Annotated in this window: 10 protein-coding genes and 1 tRNA gene; 5 read left to right on the top strand and 6 right to left on the bottom strand. The window is 55.6% G+C overall.

Going from position 1 to position 18,045, the window contains the following annotated elements; translation table 11 throughout:
• Nucleotides 1-79: 79 nt before the first annotated feature.
• The 3 genes from PUV47_RS19730 to PUV47_RS19720 form a co-directional block, all read right to left on the bottom strand.
• A complete protein-coding gene (locus PUV47_RS19730) occupies nt 80-1,267 on the bottom strand; it encodes a cation:proton antiporter (RefSeq protein WP_274220320.1) in 1,188 nt (395 codons plus the stop codon).
• Nucleotides 1,268-1,378: 111 nt separating this feature from the next.
• On the bottom strand, nt 1,379-1,873 hold the full coding sequence (locus tag PUV47_RS19725; RefSeq protein WP_274220321.1) for an isoprenylcysteine carboxyl methyltransferase family protein: 495 nt from the start codon (nt 1,871-1,873) through the stop codon (nt 1,379-1,381).
• Nucleotides 1,874-1,882: 9 nt separating this feature from the next.
• Nucleotides 1,883-2,938, bottom strand: a complete 1,056-nt coding sequence (locus PUV47_RS19720) for a type III polyketide synthase (RefSeq protein WP_274220319.1) — start codon at nt 2,936-2,938, stop codon at nt 1,883-1,885.
• A 267-nt stretch (nt 2,939-3,205) separates the two neighbouring features.
• On the opposite strand from PUV47_RS19720, the gene PUV47_RS19715 reads away from it, so the two are divergent.
• Nucleotides 3,206-3,281, top strand: a tRNA-Phe gene (locus PUV47_RS19715).
• Nucleotides 3,282-3,472: 191 nt separating this feature from the next.
• Here PUV47_RS19715 and PUV47_RS19710 read toward each other — a convergent pair.
• Nucleotides 3,473-7,486, bottom strand: coding sequence for a hypothetical protein (locus tag PUV47_RS19710; RefSeq protein ID WP_274220318.1), 4,014 nt, complete (start codon nt 7,484-7,486; stop codon nt 3,473-3,475).
• A gap of 166 nt (nt 7,487-7,652) precedes the next feature.
• Here PUV47_RS19710 and PUV47_RS19705 point away from each other — a divergent pair, with 166 nt between their 5' ends.
• Complete coding sequence (locus PUV47_RS19705; RefSeq protein ID WP_274220317.1) at nt 7,653-8,237, top strand: sensor histidine kinase; 585 nt, start codon at nt 7,653-7,655, stop codon at nt 8,235-8,237.
• Nucleotides 8,238-8,252: 15 nt separating this feature from the next.
• Here PUV47_RS19705 and PUV47_RS19700 read toward each other — a convergent pair whose 3' ends face one another.
• Complete coding sequence (locus PUV47_RS19700; RefSeq protein ID WP_274220316.1) at nt 8,253-10,943, bottom strand: M16 family metallopeptidase; 2,691 nt, start codon at nt 10,941-10,943, stop codon at nt 8,253-8,255.
• A gap of 295 nt (nt 10,944-11,238) precedes the next feature.
• Between PUV47_RS19700 and panC the strand changes: the two genes are divergently transcribed.
• Nucleotides 11,239-12,111, top strand: a complete 873-nt coding sequence (panC, locus tag PUV47_RS19695) for a pantoate--beta-alanine ligase (protein ID WP_274220315.1) — start codon at nt 11,239-11,241, stop codon at nt 12,109-12,111.
• On the top strand, nt 12,108-12,917 hold the full coding sequence (gene panB, locus PUV47_RS19690) for a 3-methyl-2-oxobutanoate hydroxymethyltransferase (RefSeq protein ID WP_274220314.1): 810 nt from the start codon (nt 12,108-12,110) through the stop codon (nt 12,915-12,917). Before panC ends, panB begins: the two co-directional genes overlap by 4 nt.
• Before the next feature lie 726 nt (nt 12,918-13,643).
• Here panB and PUV47_RS19685 read toward each other — a convergent pair.
• Nucleotides 13,644-14,324 (bottom strand): nuclease-related domain-containing protein, encoded by a 681-nt coding sequence (locus PUV47_RS19685; protein ID WP_274220313.1) that lies wholly within the window; start codon nt 14,322-14,324, stop codon nt 13,644-13,646.
• Nucleotides 14,325-15,388: 1,064 nt separating this feature from the next.
• On the opposite strand from PUV47_RS19685, the gene PUV47_RS19680 reads away from it, so the two are divergent.
• A complete protein-coding gene (locus tag PUV47_RS19680; RefSeq protein WP_274220312.1) occupies nt 15,389-15,559 on the top strand; it encodes a hypothetical protein in 171 nt (56 codons plus the stop codon).
• Nucleotides 15,560-18,045: the final 2,486 nt, after the last annotated feature.

Raw genomic sequence — 18,045 nt, 5'->3', positions numbered from 1 at the left:
ACACCCAACAAAACATCCATGCCGCGCCCAGAACAAACCCACAAAGGCAAAAACCTCAGAAAGGCGTCTGGGGCAGCTCCTATGTCCTGTCGAATATCTTGGAAAACGGTCCGGCCGTTATCCCGTGAAGCAGGATGCTGAGTGTAATTGTGCAGACAGCAGTTGCGATGAGCGGGCCCGGGTTGCTTATTTCTGAATCCAAAATGATGATCGCAAAAACAACGCTAGCGAGTCCACGTGGGCCAAACCATCCAATAAACAGCTTGTCCTTCTTTTGAAGGTAGCTTGGGGTGAGGCTCAAATAGACTGGGAGCATTCGGATGATCGTCAGGCTCAAGATTGAATAGACAATGATCTCGGGTGTAAACACCGATAGGGCAGGACCGACTACGGCTGCACCGAATAAAACCCAAGTCACCAAGGCGAATGTGTCCCCCGTCCCTTCAGCCGCGGATAGAAACTGTTCTTTGTAGGGGCGTTTGAAAGCGCCATAGGTCAGCCCACCAACAAAGGCAGCGATGAACCCAGATCCCCCAGCTGCCTGCGCTGCGGCAAAACAAAGTCCTGCAACTCCCAATATGACAATGTGTTTCCACGAACTGCTGATCCATTTTGCCTTACTGGCTTCCTCCACCAGAAAGTGAGCACCAAGTGCAACTGCTAGGCCTACGGCGCCACCGATGCCCAGTTCCTCGACAATCAAGGGTATTGCGAGCTCGCGGAAGGTTTGGTTTGCTTCCGGTTCCACGGCAATGGCGAGGAAGCTCAGCACAATCGGGACGCAAATCCCATCGTTTAGGCCGCTTTCGATGTTGAGCGTGCTGCGTATGTCGGCAGTCACCTTTTTTGACGTAACCACGGCTTTTCCGAGGGCGGCATCGGTCGGTGCGAGGAGGGCCGCAAGCAGGGCGAGTTCAATTGCCGGGATGCCCGGAAAAAGCAGGTATCCAAAAACACCGCCCAAAAGGATGGTTAAGGGCAGACCGATGATCAGCAGCCGGATTGGAATGCCGATGCTTCGTTTAAGGGCGGTCAGATTTGTATGTGCTGCATCTGTAAACAGAACAAGTGCGAGTGTGAGCTCTGCAAGGACCTTCAGGGATTCTGCACGGACATCCAGTTGAAGCCAGCCAAGTCCCACCGGGCCGAACAAAAGACCTAAAAGTGTAAAGAGCAGCGCGCCATTAACTGGCTTCTGCTCAAGTCCAAGGCTTGAGATGCTGTAGAGAAAGATGAATGCAAAGATTAGGCAGAGGGTAAGATACATAGGCAGGATGGTTCCCTTGGGCGGGCGCGGAGTGTGCCTCTGATGCAGCCGAGGATGGCCTGACAACACTGCTTGGGCAACTCTGAAATCAGAGGGTCCCCTTAGGGCTCTCTATAGGGCCTGCTTGCGAAGCGCCGCGTCTTCCTGACGGATACGCCAATAAAGGACGCCGAGGTTCAGCAGGCCGAAAATGACCGCAACCTCTGTAAGCCCCAAAACCAGTGCCCCAACCGGAATTTCGAAAGCCACGATAAGGTAGTTTGGGTGTTTGAGGTATCTGTAGGGCCCGGATGTAATCAGTGGAGCGTCGGTGACAATGATCCTGGTGGTCCATCGCTCCTTCAAGCTCGCCAGCGTCCAAATTCGCATGAGTTGCAAAGCAACGAAGACGCTCAGCCACAGCCAGTGCAGCGATGCGGACCAACCAAATAAAGCAAGAGACAGCAGCCAGCTGGCATGCAGCGCCACGATGATCTTGTAGTGGGAAGGCGCCACCTCGCGCGCCCCGTTTTTTAACAGGCGTTTGGTATTGGCATTGGCATAGACGAGTTCACAAAGGCGCTGGACACCCACGAGAACGAGAAAGGCAACGGCAGGCCACGACAGATGCTCCATTCATGTGCCTCTCGACGCATGAACAAAGGAAGCTGTAAAGCCGGGGCCAAGCGCAGCCATGACAAAGGGCCCCTCATGGCCGGCTTTTAGGGCCTCCTTTAGGACGAACAGAACGGTGGGGGCCGACATGTTGCCATAGTTGGCAAGAACCTTGCGCTCAGCTTCAAGCGCGCCATCGCCAATGTTCAAGGCATCCTCCAGCGCAGGTATGACTTTTGCGCCGCCCGGATGGCAAACAAAGCGCGGGCCAGAGTGCAGCGTCAGGTTGAAATGCGCTAGAGCGCCCAAGGACGCCTCGCGAAACTGGCTGCTGATAAACGGGGGAATGGCACGATCAAACACCACGACGAGCCCATCCTCATCCAGATCCCATCCCATGACATTCAGGGTGTTTGGCCACAAATGCTGATATCCACCATACAGTCTTACGGGAGTGGCATGGTCAGGCGGGGAAGATGACAGCACGGCTGCCGCTGCGCCATCGCCAAAAAGCATGGTTGCCACCACATCGGACTTTTGCGGTGTTTTGGAGCGAAAAGACAGCGTACACAGCTCGATGCACACGAACAGAATGCGGCTCCCGTGTTCGGCTTCAGCAAGAGAGCGGGCAAGATCCAGGCCGGAAGTCCCGCCAGCACAGCCCAGACCAAACACTGGAACCCGTTTCACATCGGTGCGAAACCCCATTTCTGCATGCACCATCGCCTCCAAAGAGGGCGTGGCAATGCCGGTTGATGACACAGTAACGATGCAATCTACATCACGGGCGGGCAGGCGCGCTGACGCGAGGGCCTTTCGCGCGGCCTCAACAAAAAGGGCCGAAGCACCGGTTAGATAGGCTTCGTTTCGTTCTTGCCACCCCTTTGGCCTGTCAAACCATGTGAGAGGAACAACAGAATGCCGCCGGTCGATGCCTGCGCGCAAAAAGCTCTCGGAAACCGCAGCAAACTGGGGGTAGACCGGTTCAAGAATCCGCTGCGCACGGGCCAGGGCTTCATCCTGTTCAATGACATGGGGCGGAACAGCAGTGGCAAGACCGTGCAGGTAGGCAGGCATTTCTTCTCCTTGGCTCGCGACCTGTTTACGAAGCCTGTTGCGGCTTGGTTCTGCCTGTCACGACCTTGCTCATTCTGGCGAGGGCCGCCGCAACCTAAAATCCCGGAGATTCAAGTGGCTGACGATCCTTGCCGACAGATCACGGTGCGCCGCAATCACGCGCTAAAAGATGCTGAAAAGCTGGAAAACTGCGCCAGAGTGCTGGACATGGCCGTAAATCATTCCTATAAGACGCTCACTTCGCGACCGGGTCACCCGTTTCGCTTAGCCCGGATAGCTCAGTTGGTAGAGCAGCGGATTGAAAATCCGCGTGTCGGTGGTTCGAATCCGCCTCCGGGCACCACTTTTGTTCAGCAAGATCAATGTGATGTGGTGTGAGTGTGTTTCGGGCGCTCCAGCGCCAATTGTGCTTGGGTGTCAGGTGCTAGAGTGAGATATCTGATGGTGCAGATGGGATCGCTCCGTCGCTTCTCTTGCAGAGCGACCAATCTTTGCTTGTCTTGTAGCTTTGCCGACTTGACAATGAACTGGGAGTCATCGGCTGAAGTCGATAACAACGACGTTGATTCTGGCTTTCAGCTCGGTCGGCATGTTGTCTAGAATCTTCTGGCGAAGTTCAGCTGCTGACTTTATGCCATGCTTTTTGACGCCTGCAACATCGGTTTCTACTCCAAACCAGTAGACCAAATATATGCCCTGCCGCGCTGCGCTTGGATGAATTGAATAGCGCGCGTCCAATTGTTCAGCTGCCGCAGTGTACAGTTCTCTGTGCCATTGGCCCTTTGCCTCAATAACAAGCAGAGCATTTTGTCCGGCAAGGTTAGAAAGAATGCCGATATCCGTCCTGTTATCGTCGCGCTGGTGGAGCTCAATTGTTACGTTTAAGCCTAGCGTTTCGCAGCGCAGCTTAAGTCGGTCAGCGATGATTTTCGTCGTACCGTTTTCGTCCTTTCGGACGAAGGTACCGTTCTTCTGTCTATCATAAAACTGATTTATGGGATCAGTCTCAGATCCATTTAGCCAGGCCTGAATTTCATCAAATATTTCAATTAGCAACGCTCTCATATCCTCAACACAGGAGATCTTCTGATTGTCGAGCATGTGAGTGATGAGTTCAGGTGTTGGCGGTTCAAATCCCTCCAAGGCTTGTTGTTTCAAGACGTTTGCCTTGATTGATTTAAGCGAGACGTTGAAATCGACGAAGCGCGGATCGGAGATGAGTTCGTCGAGAACCGGGAGGGCCTTCCTTGGCGTATCGCGACCTATTGCCCACACGATGTCCGTAAGGAACCTATACGCAGTTTGCTCGGGAGGGTCACCTGTTCCCCAATGGTTTGGGAGGTGCACCTTGGGCCAAAGATCGACGAACGTCCTCAAGATCATCCCGATCTTGTCTGCGGATAGTTCCTTCCAGCCCGATTGTTCATCGCGATTCAGGCGACCGGTGGCTGCTTCCAACGCGAGAAGCCGTTCTTTACTCTCCGACAACCATTCAATGGTGGCTTCGTCTGGCTTTTCGCAGATGAAGAATTTTCGAAGACGCCAAAAGTCGTGGGCGAGTGTCCAGCGTTCGCTTTGCTTAGCTGCGGCGCTTTCTTCCTCCAGATGAGCGAGGCGCTGATCTACATAAGTTTCGAGCCAGATTCTATCGCAGCTAATCGACACCATATCGAACAGACGGCGCATGTTGTTTAGATGCATGAGCGGATACCGCTTCATCCAATCTACGGATAATTCGCCGCGCAGGGGCTCGAATTGCCGCTTGTGGAGCAACCATCCGATATCGGAATGCTCTCGTGCCGGATCTGCGATTTGGGGTTCAATGTAACGACGAGCAAAACTCTCGGCTTGTTCAGTGGTGCTCCAGAGCTCCGCTTCCAATTCGTTACGGAAGGCGGAGAGATCATCGCTACCTCCGACCATGTATGATACGTCAGCATCTGTCCTAACTGCTTCGAGAACTGATCGATCGATGCCGCGTAGTGTCCCGCACCTCCGATAATGTGCAAGGCACGCAGCGTGGGCGGTAGTGACAATTGTAAAGGTGTTGCGCTCTGCGGCGATTTCTTCCAGTGTAGGAATGTGGGGCTTTAGGAAATCGAAACTGTTGCACAGGGCACGGATATGGAACTCCTCGTCGCCCATATCCGGCAGGTGTTCGGTTGAATTGAACAGGTAGCTTCTGCCAAATAGCTCAAGCCATCCCCAATGTTGTCCTGCTTCAATTTGCAAGCGGTTCTCGTCGAAGTGGGTCTGTTTTTTTTGACGAATTTCATCTTGTATCCGATCCCGCTTGCGCTTGCGTGCCGACCGTCGCCATGGGCGAGGTTTTGCTTCAGCGAGTTGCTGGCTCCACATCTTTTGCGCTTGTGTCCAGCATTTGAGGAAAGCTGGTTTCTCCAGAGCCTGTTTTCGCATATGTGCTCGATAAGGGTTCTGAAAATTATCCTTCTCGTACGGGCTATGGTGCTCGATAAAGCATGACCACAGCAGATCGTTGTCGTGCTCGAAAGCAAAGTCGGAGAGTGCTTTGAAGTCACCCATTCGGAATGACAGGCCTGAGTGACCACGACCGGAAAAAATGCTGAACTTCAGGTCGAGAATCGCGTCCCGCTCATCAAGCTCTCCGAAAGCGAGGCGATGAATAGCGCGACGAAGCTCATCATCAGATTGTAGCGCTGAAACCCCCAAGCTGCCGTTCCCTGAGCGCCCGTAAGGATATCGAACATTTTGAAGCCAACGCCAAACCTGCTCCGCGCTTAATGAGTAGCCACCAAGCTCGACTAAGCGATCCAACAATTTCGCAATCAGATAGCTTCGGCCGTAGCGGCAGTTGCAATCATAGAACGCTTTACTGTCACAGGCACATGTCAGACCATTGCTCAACGTGTCGAGGAAAAAGACCAATGCATCGGCATCGAACAGACGGATGAGTGGAATGATGAAATATCGGGACGTGTGTTCATCATAGGTGTCGCGACCTTTCAGAAAGGAGCTTTCCGTAATTGAGTGAAGTAATCTACTGCCATCATTAAGAGAAAAGTGATTATCGTAGCCGAACTCGAAGAGCTCAGAGGCAAGTTCCATAGCCTCATGCGAGCCCTCTGCAAGGAGCTCATCAAACGTTTTAACAATTTCAAAGTTCGAATTCTTGAACAGCACCCGTAAAGCGCGTGTGCGTTGATATTTACCTTGGTTGTTGTCGAGCAAAATTCCAGAGAGAAGATCGGTCAACTTTTCTGCCGCAGAAGTTCCGGTAAGAAGCTCCAGCAGGAGGGAATTCAAGGCGTCTGAACCCGGCTTTTCCGTCAGAATCTTTTCGACATCAGCGACAACCTCGTCTGTGAAGAAACCGTTCGCGCTGAATTCTCGCCACACGTCTGCTCCCCTGAAATGAGGGTTGAGCTCAGCAACTTCAGCAATTTTGGCAAGCAGGTAAGACTTCGAGGATGCCGAAAGGAAAGATGGATCACCGTTGGATATGATCGCGTATGGATCAATGTCGATCACGGCGCGCTCGATCGAAACGCCACCTTCTGTGGCCATCCAAGCAAGCAGCCCACGAAGTTCATCGCGAGCCACTTGGTTGGGCGCAATCACCGACATAACGCGTCTGAGTGAGAGCCTATCATTTAGATCGTCGATGCGTCGCGTTAGATAGCGAGCGGCAGCATGTTCAGCAATTATGCGATGTACCGGCTCGAGTTGATCTTCGGTCTCTGCCGGTTTGAACAATCCGGTGTTGGCCGCTTCAGAACCGCGTGCGCCAGCGCCCAACAAAGCCGTCACGTAAGGAAAGTCCCGGTCGGCTTTTCGTTCAGTCAACGTGACGCCTGACGCACCACTCAAGAGAAGCTTGCAAAACAGCTCTTCGACGTACGCAATTATTTCTGAGGTTGGCGTCCGGTCAGATTGAACCAGTTCATCGTTATGTTCGCTCGCGAGTTGATTAATGGCGTCAGCGAACACCTGCCGCTTTGTCCCGAAGCTTCCGCCGTTCTGTGTATATGCGTCTGCGAATACCTTGAGTATCTGAGGATTGCCGAGCAGAGGTCCCACATCCAGACCGGAAATGCCGTCTTTAAACTCGGCGTAGTTGTGGTCCGGCTTGTAGGCTTCGAAAAGCTTCCGCTGTTCGTCGTGGTTCAGCGGCTTTAGATATACGATCTGAGGTTCGACACCGAATGATTGCTTAACAGCTATCGTCCGCGCATGTTCCCACTGCCCAGACCTGCTGGCGAAAAACACCCTGTCAGGGCACAGGTCTTCCGCTTTGACAATTAGCTGATCAACTGCGGATTGATCGATCTTCGCAACTTCGTCAACACCATCGATGATTAGGACGGGATTTTCTGAGAACTTCGTTTTATGCCGAAACTGACTTGCTCGAATTCGCTGCACGCCGAAGTGTGTAGCCAGCGATTTCATCAGTTCAGTCTTTCCCGCACCGGGCTCCGCAAGCACAATGGTAACTTGAGCGCCGGTTCGCAAAACGCGCTCGCTTTCGAGCCTCTCCCCGATTTGAACTAGCCGCTCAATGTAGGTCATTGTATCGATGATCGCCGTAGCTGCTGACATTTCAGAAGGCGATTATATGGGTTCAACATACAGAGGGCACCACCTTCTAAAGTGATGCCCACTGCTTTTGGTTGCTTCTGTGAAAGCAGTTCCCGTACCCCCTTCTCGTTAGCGGGTCCCTTCACTCAGCGCGGTGGTGAACGCGGTCTTTGCGATTTCACAAGATCTGGGAATTTCTTCAGATCGAGGTTGGCATCTCGCCAAACGTCAAGTGGACCGGATCGAGAGCATGCTGGTTCAGTTCCTAGAATACGCGCGCGGGTTTGAGGCGGAAGAACCCTCCGATATATCCTTGTCCACCCTTTTGAACCGCGCCATCAAGGCAGTGGACGTTGTTGGCAAGGTGGATGTTGAAGTCACTGAAGATCTTTTTGTGTCGGTTCGTCAGGGCGCGCTCATTCGGGCTCTTGGCAACCTCATGATCAACGCTCTGCGCTATGGTGCCATGCCCGTGCGCGTGTCCGCACGCAGGGGCGGGGCCACCTTGTTTCTGGAGGTTGCGGATCGCGGTGCTGGGCTGGAACCCGAGCAAGCCAAGGCGCTTACCCGCCCGTTTGCACGCGGCAACGCGGCGCGCAGCGGAGACGGCACAGGCCTTGGCCTTGCAATCGTTGAGCAAGCAGCGCTCGCACACGGCGGCACCTTGGAGTTTTCAAAGGCAAACGGCGAGTTTGTTGCTTCGTTGCATTTGCCTTTGTCGCGCCTTCGGCCGCATTCATGAATCAGTTCGGGCCCTTCACTCTTTGGGAAGGCCGATCACCAGCACGCTGTGGGGCTGCGGAAACACCTGTTTGGCCAGCGCCTCCAGGCTTTCAGTGGTCATCTCATCGGCCAGTCCCTGCATGCTCTCAAGATAACGCGGGTCACCGTAGCGGGCATAGCTCAGGGCCAGACGGCGCAGCCATGTGTTTGCATCACGCAACCGGCCTTCCTCCGCAAAGCCGATGTCTTCGCGAATGCGCCTCACGTTTGCATCAGCCACAGTTTCGTGAAGCCGGCTCAGGGTCGCCTTGGCTGCTTCTGCCAGCTCCTGCGCGCGCTCTGGGGCGCAAACGAAGTGAAGCCGCGAGACTGCCCGGTTCTGATCCTTGTCCAGCGACAGTTCAAACTCAAGACTGTAGATGCCAGAGAGGCGGTGACGCAGCTCGCGCTTTAGCGCAAGTTGGGCAACGGGCGTGAGCGTTGAAAGCTTGAAGCCTGCTTCCGGGCCCCAGTCCATGGGGGTGAAGCCATGCAGCGTTACGCTCGCCCGGTCCGAGTCGTAGACCTTGAAGGTGGCCGCGTGCGTGCCGTCCATCTGCAGGCTTGGCGCGGGTGTCAGGCTCAGGGTGCGGGGCAGGGTGCCAAGATAGCGGGTGGTGAGTGCCTCAAGCTGGGCAGCATCTGCTTCGCCCACCATAAACAGGGTCACCGGCTCGGCAAGAAGCCGTCTTGCTGCCCGCTCCAGTTCATCAACTGTCAGCGCTTCCAGATCGGCTTCGCTTGGCAAGCTGTCACCGCCCGCACCAAACCGCAGTGCGGCCACCTTGTCACTCAGGCGGTTACGTTGGCGCGCCTGCCGGGCTCGTTCCTCTGCAACGGAGCTGCGGAAGGCAGTCAGGCCTTCTTCCCGTACCAGGCCATTCACCACGCGGTGGTGATAGGTTTTGAGGAAATCACTGAGTTTATCTGGCGCCATGACAGCGGCAATGTCGAGCTCGGTGTCACGCTGTTTCCAGCTCCACCGTGCCGGCACTGTCTGCGCCCACTGGTCAAAAGTCTCCTGTGGCCAGAACGAGAACCCACTTTGTTCCCATAGCTGCAAGGCTGCCTGCGACAACCAGCTTGGCAGTTCTTCCGTCTTGAAACCGGCCACGGAAAGCGCTTTGACATACAGCTTGCCGTCAGGGGTTGGCCGGTTCAGCCAAACAACGCGGTCACCATTGGCCAGTGTCCATTCCTTAACGCCCGTTTCTTCAAAGCTTTTGTGTCCAAACGCTGCTTGCGCTTCCTGCGGCTCTAGCTCAGGGAGCTTAGGGGCTTTCTCCGGCGCTTTTGCTGCGGCTTGGATTGCCGCAGGTTCCGGCGCTGGCCAAGGGGCGAGGGCTTCCTCTGAAAACTGCCGTTTCAGCGCGGACACGTCATCTTTCGACGGCAGCTCCCGCTCCAGATGCCCACCCACCTGATAGTAGAGAAACGCATCCGTGCTGGCGAGCATCTCCCGCATTCGGGTGTTCAGCTCCTCAAGCGTGAGTGCATCAATCCATTTCAATGTCCGCTCGGCGCGCACACTGGGGTCTTCCAGCACCCCTTCCTGCAGCACTGCCGAAGCGATACGGTCTTCCCATTGTTTGAAGTCTCGCGCTTCTGCGGCGGCTACATTGCGGCTGGCGATGTCGCGTGCTTTTTCTCGAAGGGCCTCAAATGCCTCCTCGGAAATGCCCTTCTGGTTCAGCCGCTCCAACTCCCGCAGCACCCATTCAAGGCCAAGCTGATGGTTCTCCGTTGTGGCAGCAATCGCCATCACGAGCCGCTCATTCGTGCTTTCCTTGCTGGTCAGCGTCAGCGCTTTGATGTCATCGGGCAGATGAGGGCGCGCGCGCCACACTTCATCGCGCATCAAGCGCTTGAGGAAGTAGTTCTCAAGATAGCGCTTCAGCCCCACCTCACTATTGCGAGGTGGCAACGCCATGCGCAGGCCATAGGCAACCCGCGATGTCGTGCCATCAGGGTCTTGCACCTTGCCGATGTAAAGCCCCGGTTCTAGTGGCAACTTGACATAAGACCGGTCAGGAGCCGGCCCGCTAGGTGCAGCGCCAAAACTGCTCTCAATGGCTGCTACCGCTTGTTTCACTGCCACATTGCCAGAAACGATGAGCGTCATATTGGCGGGCACATAATAGGCGGCGTGAAAGGCGCGCAAGTCCTCCACGGTTGTGGCTTCAATGCTTTTTCTGGTGCCAATGGGCGGGCGTCCCACATGGCGTGAACCATTCAGCACAACGGCATTGCGCTGCCGGTTCACCCGCTCTGCAAGGCTTCCGTCAAGGCGCAGCTCCTCCAGAATAACCTTGCGCTCGTTGTCCCAGTCTTCTGAAAGGAGCTTGGGCCCCAGCGTAATATCGGCCAGAAAGTTGATGCTCTGTTCCAGGTTCAGCGCATCGTTTGGCCGGGTGCGCACCATGTATTGCGTTTCGGTTTTCCGCGTGAGCGCGTTCACCTGAAGGCCGGTTTTCCAGCCCAGACTGTCAATGTAGGCATGCACGCCCTCTGGGTGCGCCTCAGTCCGCTGAAAGGCCATGTGCTCCAAAATGTGCGCGACACCACTCGGCTCAGCTTCATCCACAGATCCGGCATGCACAATTAGGCGCAAATTGAAGGGGTCACTGTCGTTGCCGCTTGGGTAAATGATGTAGGAAAACCCGTTGGCAAGCGTGGCTCGCGTCAAGCGGCTGTCCCATTGCAATGGGGCACTGTGGGCGGCAGAAACGCCAATGATAACAGTGAGAAAAGCGCACATAATGCGCCAGATCGGTGTGCACGGCATCCGGGGTTCCATGGTTGTGTAGCTTGCAGGGTTGGTGGGTGCCGCCTTGTGCAAGAAAGGCCCGGTGCCTAGAGAACCCAACGAAACTCCTAATGAGACCGCTTTTCATTTGCAATATGGTCTCGCGCCAGTCTCGCATTTTTTGCGGAGCGTCCCGCAAGACGCTAGGGTAGGTTAGCAAGAAAAAGGAATTGCAATGAAGGAAGTTGCCCGCCTCAGCGCGCTTCGAAGCCTGCTTGCTCCCTTGAAGCGCGAGGGAAAACGTATCGGATTCGTGCCCACCATGGGGTTTTTGCATGATGGTCACTTGGAACTGGTGCGCCGCGCCAAGGCAGACTGCGATGTTGTCGTTGTCTCCATTTTTGTCAACGCCGAGCAGTTCGGCCCGACTGAAGATTTAGCCCAATATCCTCGGGACTTGGAGCGCGACAGCCGCTTGCTGCGCGAGGTGGGTGCCGACGTGCTGTTTGCCCCGCCTCAGGAAGAGATGTATCCCGCACCCACGCAAACCTATGTGGAGGTGCCGGCTTTGGCGGCCCGTCTCATTGGCAAGCTGCGGCCCATTTTCTTTCGCGGCGTGGCAACAGTGGTCACCAAGCTGTTTAACATGGTTCAGCCAGACCGGGCTTATTTCGGCGAAAAAGACTACCAGCAACTTCTGGTCATCAAGCAGATGGTCGCAGACTTGGCCATGCCCGTTGAAATCATGTCGGTGCCCACAGTGCGCGAGCCAGACGGCCTCGCCATGAGTTCCCGAAATGCCTACCTCAATCCGCAGGAACGTCACGCCGCCACCATCCTCTATCGCAGCCTCATGGAAGCGCGGCAGTGGCTGGCATCAGAAGCGCTCAGCCCCCATGAGCTGGAACAGCGGCTGCGGGCAAAGATCGAAGCCGAACCTCTGGCCAAAATCGACATGATCGCCATCTGCAATGCTGAAACCATGGAACCCGCTCAGAACAGCTTGCCCCAACGCACTTTCATTTTTGTGTATGTGCAGTTTGGCCCGGCAAAGCTTCTGGATCACACGATTGTGGAGGCCCATGAGCGCAAGGGAGCAACCGCATGAGCGCCACCTCAACAAAAGGCGGCATCACTCCGCCAGACATCAAGGCCCGAAAAGGTGCGGAACCCATCGTCTGCCTCACGGCCTATACAACACCCATTGCGCGGCTGTTGGACCCGCATTGCGACCTGATTCTGGTTGGCGACAGTGTGGGCATGGTGGTGCATGGGTTGCCCTCCACCCTTGGCGTCACCATGGAAATGATGATCATGCATGGGCAAGCCGTGCGCCGCGGCACCAGCAATGCGGTGCTGGTGGTGGACATGCCGTTTGGCTCCTATGAGGCAAGCAAAGAGCAGGCGTTCAAGAATGCCGCTCGTCTCATGGCAGAGACCGGCTGCGCGGCGGTCAAGCTGGAAGGTGGTGAAGCCATGGCTGAAACCATCGCGTTTTTGACGGCACGAGGCATTCCTGTCATGGGGCACGTGGGGCTCACCCCGCAGGCGGTCAACGGTTTTGGCGGCTACAAGGTTCAAGGGCGCGGAGAGAGCGCAGCCAAGGTTTTAAGCGATGCCATGGCGGCAAGTGAGGCGGGGGCCTTTGCGCTCACGCTTGAAAAGCTGCCCAGAGCACTGGCTGAGGAAATCACTGCAAAAGTCACCATTCCCACCATCGGCATCGGTGCCTCAAATGGGTGCGATGGGCAAATACTGGTAACCGATGACATGCTGGGCCTGTTCAGCGACTTCAAGCCGAAGTTCGTCAAGCGTTATGCGGAGCTGGAAGAAACCATTTCTCTTGCGGTCAAGTCCTACGCGCAAGACGTTAAAAACCGAGCCTTCCCGGGGCCGGAACACACCTTCAAATAGGAGAGGGGGCAGCGAACGGCTCCATGCGAGTCAAATAGGAGAGGGGACAGCGAACGGCTCCATGCAAGCTGGCCTCATCATCTCACCCACCTGCTTCACGGCGACGGGAAAACGTCACGCGGCTTTTGCAATCTGTTGATTGAAAAGACCAAGCCGTTGTCTCTTCTCTGCCCCTTGCCCCTTGCCCCTTGCCCCTTGCCCCTTGCTTTGCACTGTGTTCTGTGGGCGCTCTGCACCCTGCACCCGCACCCGCACTCCGCACTCTGCACTCTGCACTGTACTTTGCGCTGTGTAATCCGCACCCCGCACCCTGCACCCCGCACCCCGCACCCCGCATCCCGCACTCTGCGCTGAACTTTGTGCTGTGTAATCCGTACCCCAGCACTCTGGGCTCTGCATTTTGTACTCTGCGCTCTGCACCTTTTGATGTGTATTTTCTACTCAGTGCAGTATTCTGTGTGCTCTCTACGGCCTACCTTCGTTGGTCATCGGTTGCGCACCACGTCGTGGCCTTTCTCTACTCCCTTCGCCTAACTCTCATGTTGGTCCTTCCGCCTGCGCCTCACCCTCACGGCGCTCCTCCGGACCTCTGCTCCCGCCGCCCCATCCCTCGGCTGTCATCCCGGGCTTGACCCGGGATCCAGATAGGTGGCCCGGCAGGAGAGGGCGTTGGTTGTCTGAAGGCAGAGCGCTGGCTGGTTGAACGTTTACTGACTTTTCTAACGTTTACGCTTGTTGGGGCGTGGTGAAAGAAGCGGTTGGCACTTGTTGGGTCGCTTTGGTCATGGCATGAGCCACGGTCGCGACTTCTTCATCCGTCAACAAGCAGGTGCTGTCCTTGCTGAGGGCCGAGACCAAGTGTCTCTTAAGCGCCTTAAGGCTGAAAAAGCAGCCGTCAGGAAGCTGGCCGCCGCCCCATTTGTTGAAGCCATAAAGAAGGACAATGTTTTTGAATCGATCCTCTGGAATGCCGGTGTATTGAGAAATGAGCCGAATGCGGCCAGCATTCTGCGTCAAGGGGTTTACGAGGGGGCGCGTGCTTTTTCCGCTGAGACGATACCAGTTCTGCGCGTTCCTGGAGCCGGTTATGAAGCCACTCCAAAACTTTACCTCAATGATAAAGATTCCTTGCGGGCCAACTGCAAAGAAGTCGATATGGCTTCGCTGGCCACTTTTGTCTTTCAGCTTGATGTTCGATCGCCAAAATAGTCCAGAGAATGGTCGCTTTAAGGCACGAATTGCCGTCCACTTGGCAAACCCCCTGCGGAATCCGTAGTGAGCCTTTACAGGGTGGATTTTGAAGCTGAGGCTGAAGGGATGTTTCTTATACCACCGCACCCCAAGGTAAATGAGAATAGCCATCCCAAGTGTAATCGAGATGGCTGCAAAAATCTGCGCCACAATCATAATAACTACTCGCCACAATTAGTTGTATGACGCAAACGTTACATCGTTCCTTTGACTCTATTTTTCTTAAAATGGATGTTCAATATTTATCCACTGTAATTTAGGTATACGCAGCGTCGTTTTTCATGCCGCTCCTATGTAAAATGTCCTGTTATGAAACAATTCAATCCTGATATGAATCTTTAGTATGAGTCCTTTCAAAGTCCTTATAGTGACTTTCGAGCCAATTGATGTTTTGATTCCATTCCATTTTATTGGTCTGTAACTTGGTTTAGGGCAGCGTCTTTTATTTTATCGCGTTATCTGGGGAAGCAGGATCTATACATTACTAGGATTTTACGATTGCCGATGCGGTAGTACCATGAACCAGAGAGGTTGCCAGTAAGCCCAAATACCTTTCTGTCCACCCGCCAATGGCCTCGGTTCCGCCGCTCCGCAGTTGCTCGGCACTGGATACCGGATCAGCGTCTCGCTGCGCTCACCTTGTCCGGCATGACGGTGTTGGGGTGGTTTATCGGATACCTATTTAGCTCTTCGTCCGCTTCATCTATTGGTTGTCATCCCGGGCTTGACCCGGGATCCAGTTGTGCGGTTCGTTTGGAGAGGGCGTTTGTGGGGCGGAGTTTGCAGGAGCGCTTCTGTGTTTGCGTGCGTTGATGCTTAAAATCCGTGTTTTGTTCAAAGCAACGCAAATTGAACGCATGGGTTATCCCCGCAGGTTCTGCTGTTTTGCGTGCGGCACACTCGCGGACTGTTGCAGTCGTGGCCGGGGGATATCATTTGTTCGGGCAGCGGCTGCTCTTCATTTCGGCTGCATAATTGAATTGTTGTGCGGCAATAAGAGGAGAGGGGGATAAGTTTTTCGCGCTTGGTTCAGGCGAGCCTTCCATGGGTTGGGCCTGAGAGGGGAACAAGTAGGCACGTCCCGCAGCCGCTTCCGCATGGAAGAATGCCTGTCGTCCTGCGCACGGTGAGGGTGTCGTTTGGTGCAATCCAGAGTTACCCGCCCCACCTTAATCTCACGAGTGCGAGATGTTTCCCGCGTTCAAGGGTGAATGTAAGGCATGATTGGTAGAGATGTTTTTTTGCGCTGGATACCGGATCTGCGTCTCGCTGCGCGCGCCTTGTCCGGCATGACGGTGGTGGGGGTGATCGGATACCTGTTTGTCATGGCCTTCGCCTACTCGCCACCCTTGAGCGGACCTCCCCGCGACTTCACATCGTCTCTAACGTAGGTCGTCGCGGTCACCCTACCTACGCCTCGCTCTCCCGTTGGTCCTCCCACCTCCGCAGCCCTTCTTAGCTGTCATCCCGGGCTTGACCCGGGATCCAGTTGTGCGGTTCGTTTGGAGAGGGCGTTTGGTGGTCGGGGTTTGCAGGAGCGCTTCTGTGTTTGCGTGCGTTGATGCTTAAAATCCGCGTTTCGTGCAAAGCAACGCAAATTGAACGCATGGGTTATCCCCGCGGGTTCTGTTGTTTCGAGTGCAGCACACTCGCGGACTGTTGCGGTCGTGGCAGGGGGATATCTTTTGTGCGGGCAGCGGCTGCTCTTCATTTCGGCTGCATCATTGCATCGTTCTGCCGCGAGAGGAGGAGAGGGGGATAAGTTTTTCGCGCTTGGTTCAGGCGAGCCTTCCATGGGTTGGGCCTGAAAGGGGGGACAAGTAGACGCGTTCTGCAGCTGCTTCCGCATGGAAGAAAGCCTGTCGTCCCGCGTACGGTGAGGGTGGCGTCAGGTGCAATCCAGATTTACCCGTCCCGCCCATTCTCAACAGCACGAGTTGTTTTCCGCATGCCAGATCCAATTTGGAACGTGATTGGCCGTGATGCTTGTTGGTTTTGCGCTGGATACCGGATCGTCGTCTCGCTGCGCGCGCCTTGTCCGGCATGACGGTGGTGGGGGTGATCGGATACCTGTTTGTCATGGTCTTCGCCTACTCGCCACCTTTGAGCGGACCTCTCCGCGACTTCATATCGTCTCTAACGTAGGTCGTTGCGGTCACCCTACCTCTGCCTCACCCTCACCGCGCTCCTCTCATTTTGCTTCAGTCTCCGCCCCCTTTTCTGGTTGTCATCCCGGGCTTGACCCGGGATACAGATGTGCGGTTCGGCTGGTGAGGGCGGTTGTTGTCTAAGGGTGGGTCGCGAGGAGTGTTTCGGCATGTGAATGTTGGGTGGTTCAGTAGGTGAGGGTGGTGGATCGCTTGCTGGCTGGGCGTTTGCTCACTTTACTCATTTTCGGACCCACGCAGACAGGCGCGTGCTTTCCGTCGGCTTGCCGCGCACCGACTGGGCAGCAATAATGTTTGGGTCGCGTTGCTGTCGCGTGGTGCGTCGCCTTCCCCATGCTTCGGTTGCTTTTTGTTTTTTCGCTGGATACCGGGTCTGCGGTTTGCTTTGCTCGCCTAGTCCGGCATGACGGTTGTTGGGTGGTTGAGCGCGTTCCCGCTTTCCTCTGCTTCCGCCGCCGCTCCATCTTTCGGCGCAACCTGGCCTATCTCCCCTCGCCGGTCATCCCTGATTGCTAGCCGGATGTCATGCGCGGTTGTTTTAAATGACGATTTATTCAATCCGAGGGCTTGTCCCGCCCTCCGTGGCATATGAGGCCTCCTCTTATTCTGCTCCCGCCTCCGCCCCGTCTCCCTCCGCCTCACGCTCTCGCCGGTCATCCCGGGCTTGACACGGGATCCAGCTGTGCGTTTCGGCGCGAGAGGGCGGTGGTTGTTTGGAGGCTTAGCGCTGGCTGGTTGAGCGTTTGGGCAGTAAACGCTCGGCACTGTGCCTTCCGCTTCATCTATTGGCTGTCATCCCGGACTTGATCCGGGATCCATTTGTAGGTTTCGGGGGGAGAGGGCGGTGGTTGGTTGGAGGCAGAGCGCTGGCGGGCTGAGCGTTTGCTGACTTTACTCTTTTCCGGACCCACGCAGACAGGCGCGTGCTTTCCGTCGGCTTGCCGCGCACCGACTGGGCAGCAATACCGTTTGGGTCGCGTTGCTGTCGCGTGGTGCGTCGCCTTACCCATGCTTCGGTTGCTTGTTGGTTTTGCGCTGGATACCGGATCTGCGCCTCGCTGCGCTCACCTTGTCCGGTATGACGGTTGTTGCGTGGTTGAGCGGTTCGGTATGCCGCTCGGCACTACTCCCAACGCCCCACCTTGTTTCGTGGTGCTTGTGCTCAATCTTGCCCCTTCGCTGCATCACCAGTGCCAGAGATCCCAACCTCTGCTCCCGCCTCCGCCGTCTTACTCGGTTGTCATCCCGGGCTTGGCCCGGGATCGAGATGTGCTGATCGGCAGGAGAGGGTGCTTTTTGTTTTGCGCTGGATGCCGGATCTGCGTCTCGCTGCGCTCGCCTTCTCCGGCATGACAGGGGGGTGGACGGCGATTTGAGTGTTGGCCTTGTGGGCTTGGGTGTTTATCCCGTGTGCTGTTGAAATTAGGGCTTTGTTAATTTGGCTGTAAAAGGGGCGGATTTCTGCGGTTGCTGGGCGGTGGTTCGGTGGTTTGCCGGCTGGGTGATTTGCTGAGGTGCTGTGGGGACTTGAGGTTTTTCCCGGCTGTGATGACTTTTTTTCAAAACGGCTGTTGACGGGATCGGTGGCTGGGCCTATAACCCGCCCCACGCCGCCGGGACGGAGCGCTTGAGCGCCTTGGACGGAGCGGCAAAAAGATCAGAGATTTGAGGTGGTTAGCCTTGAGTTTCCCGGAAGATGGAAGTCTTCA

The sequence above is a fragment of the Pseudovibrio exalbescens genome (assembly GCF_028737195.1).
In the GTDB taxonomy this organism is placed as follows: Bacteria; Pseudomonadota; Alphaproteobacteria; order Rhizobiales; family Stappiaceae; genus Pseudovibrio; species Pseudovibrio zosterae.
The sequence above is the reverse complement of the archived record's forward strand: the minus strand, read 5'-3'. Positions and strand labels throughout refer to the sequence as shown.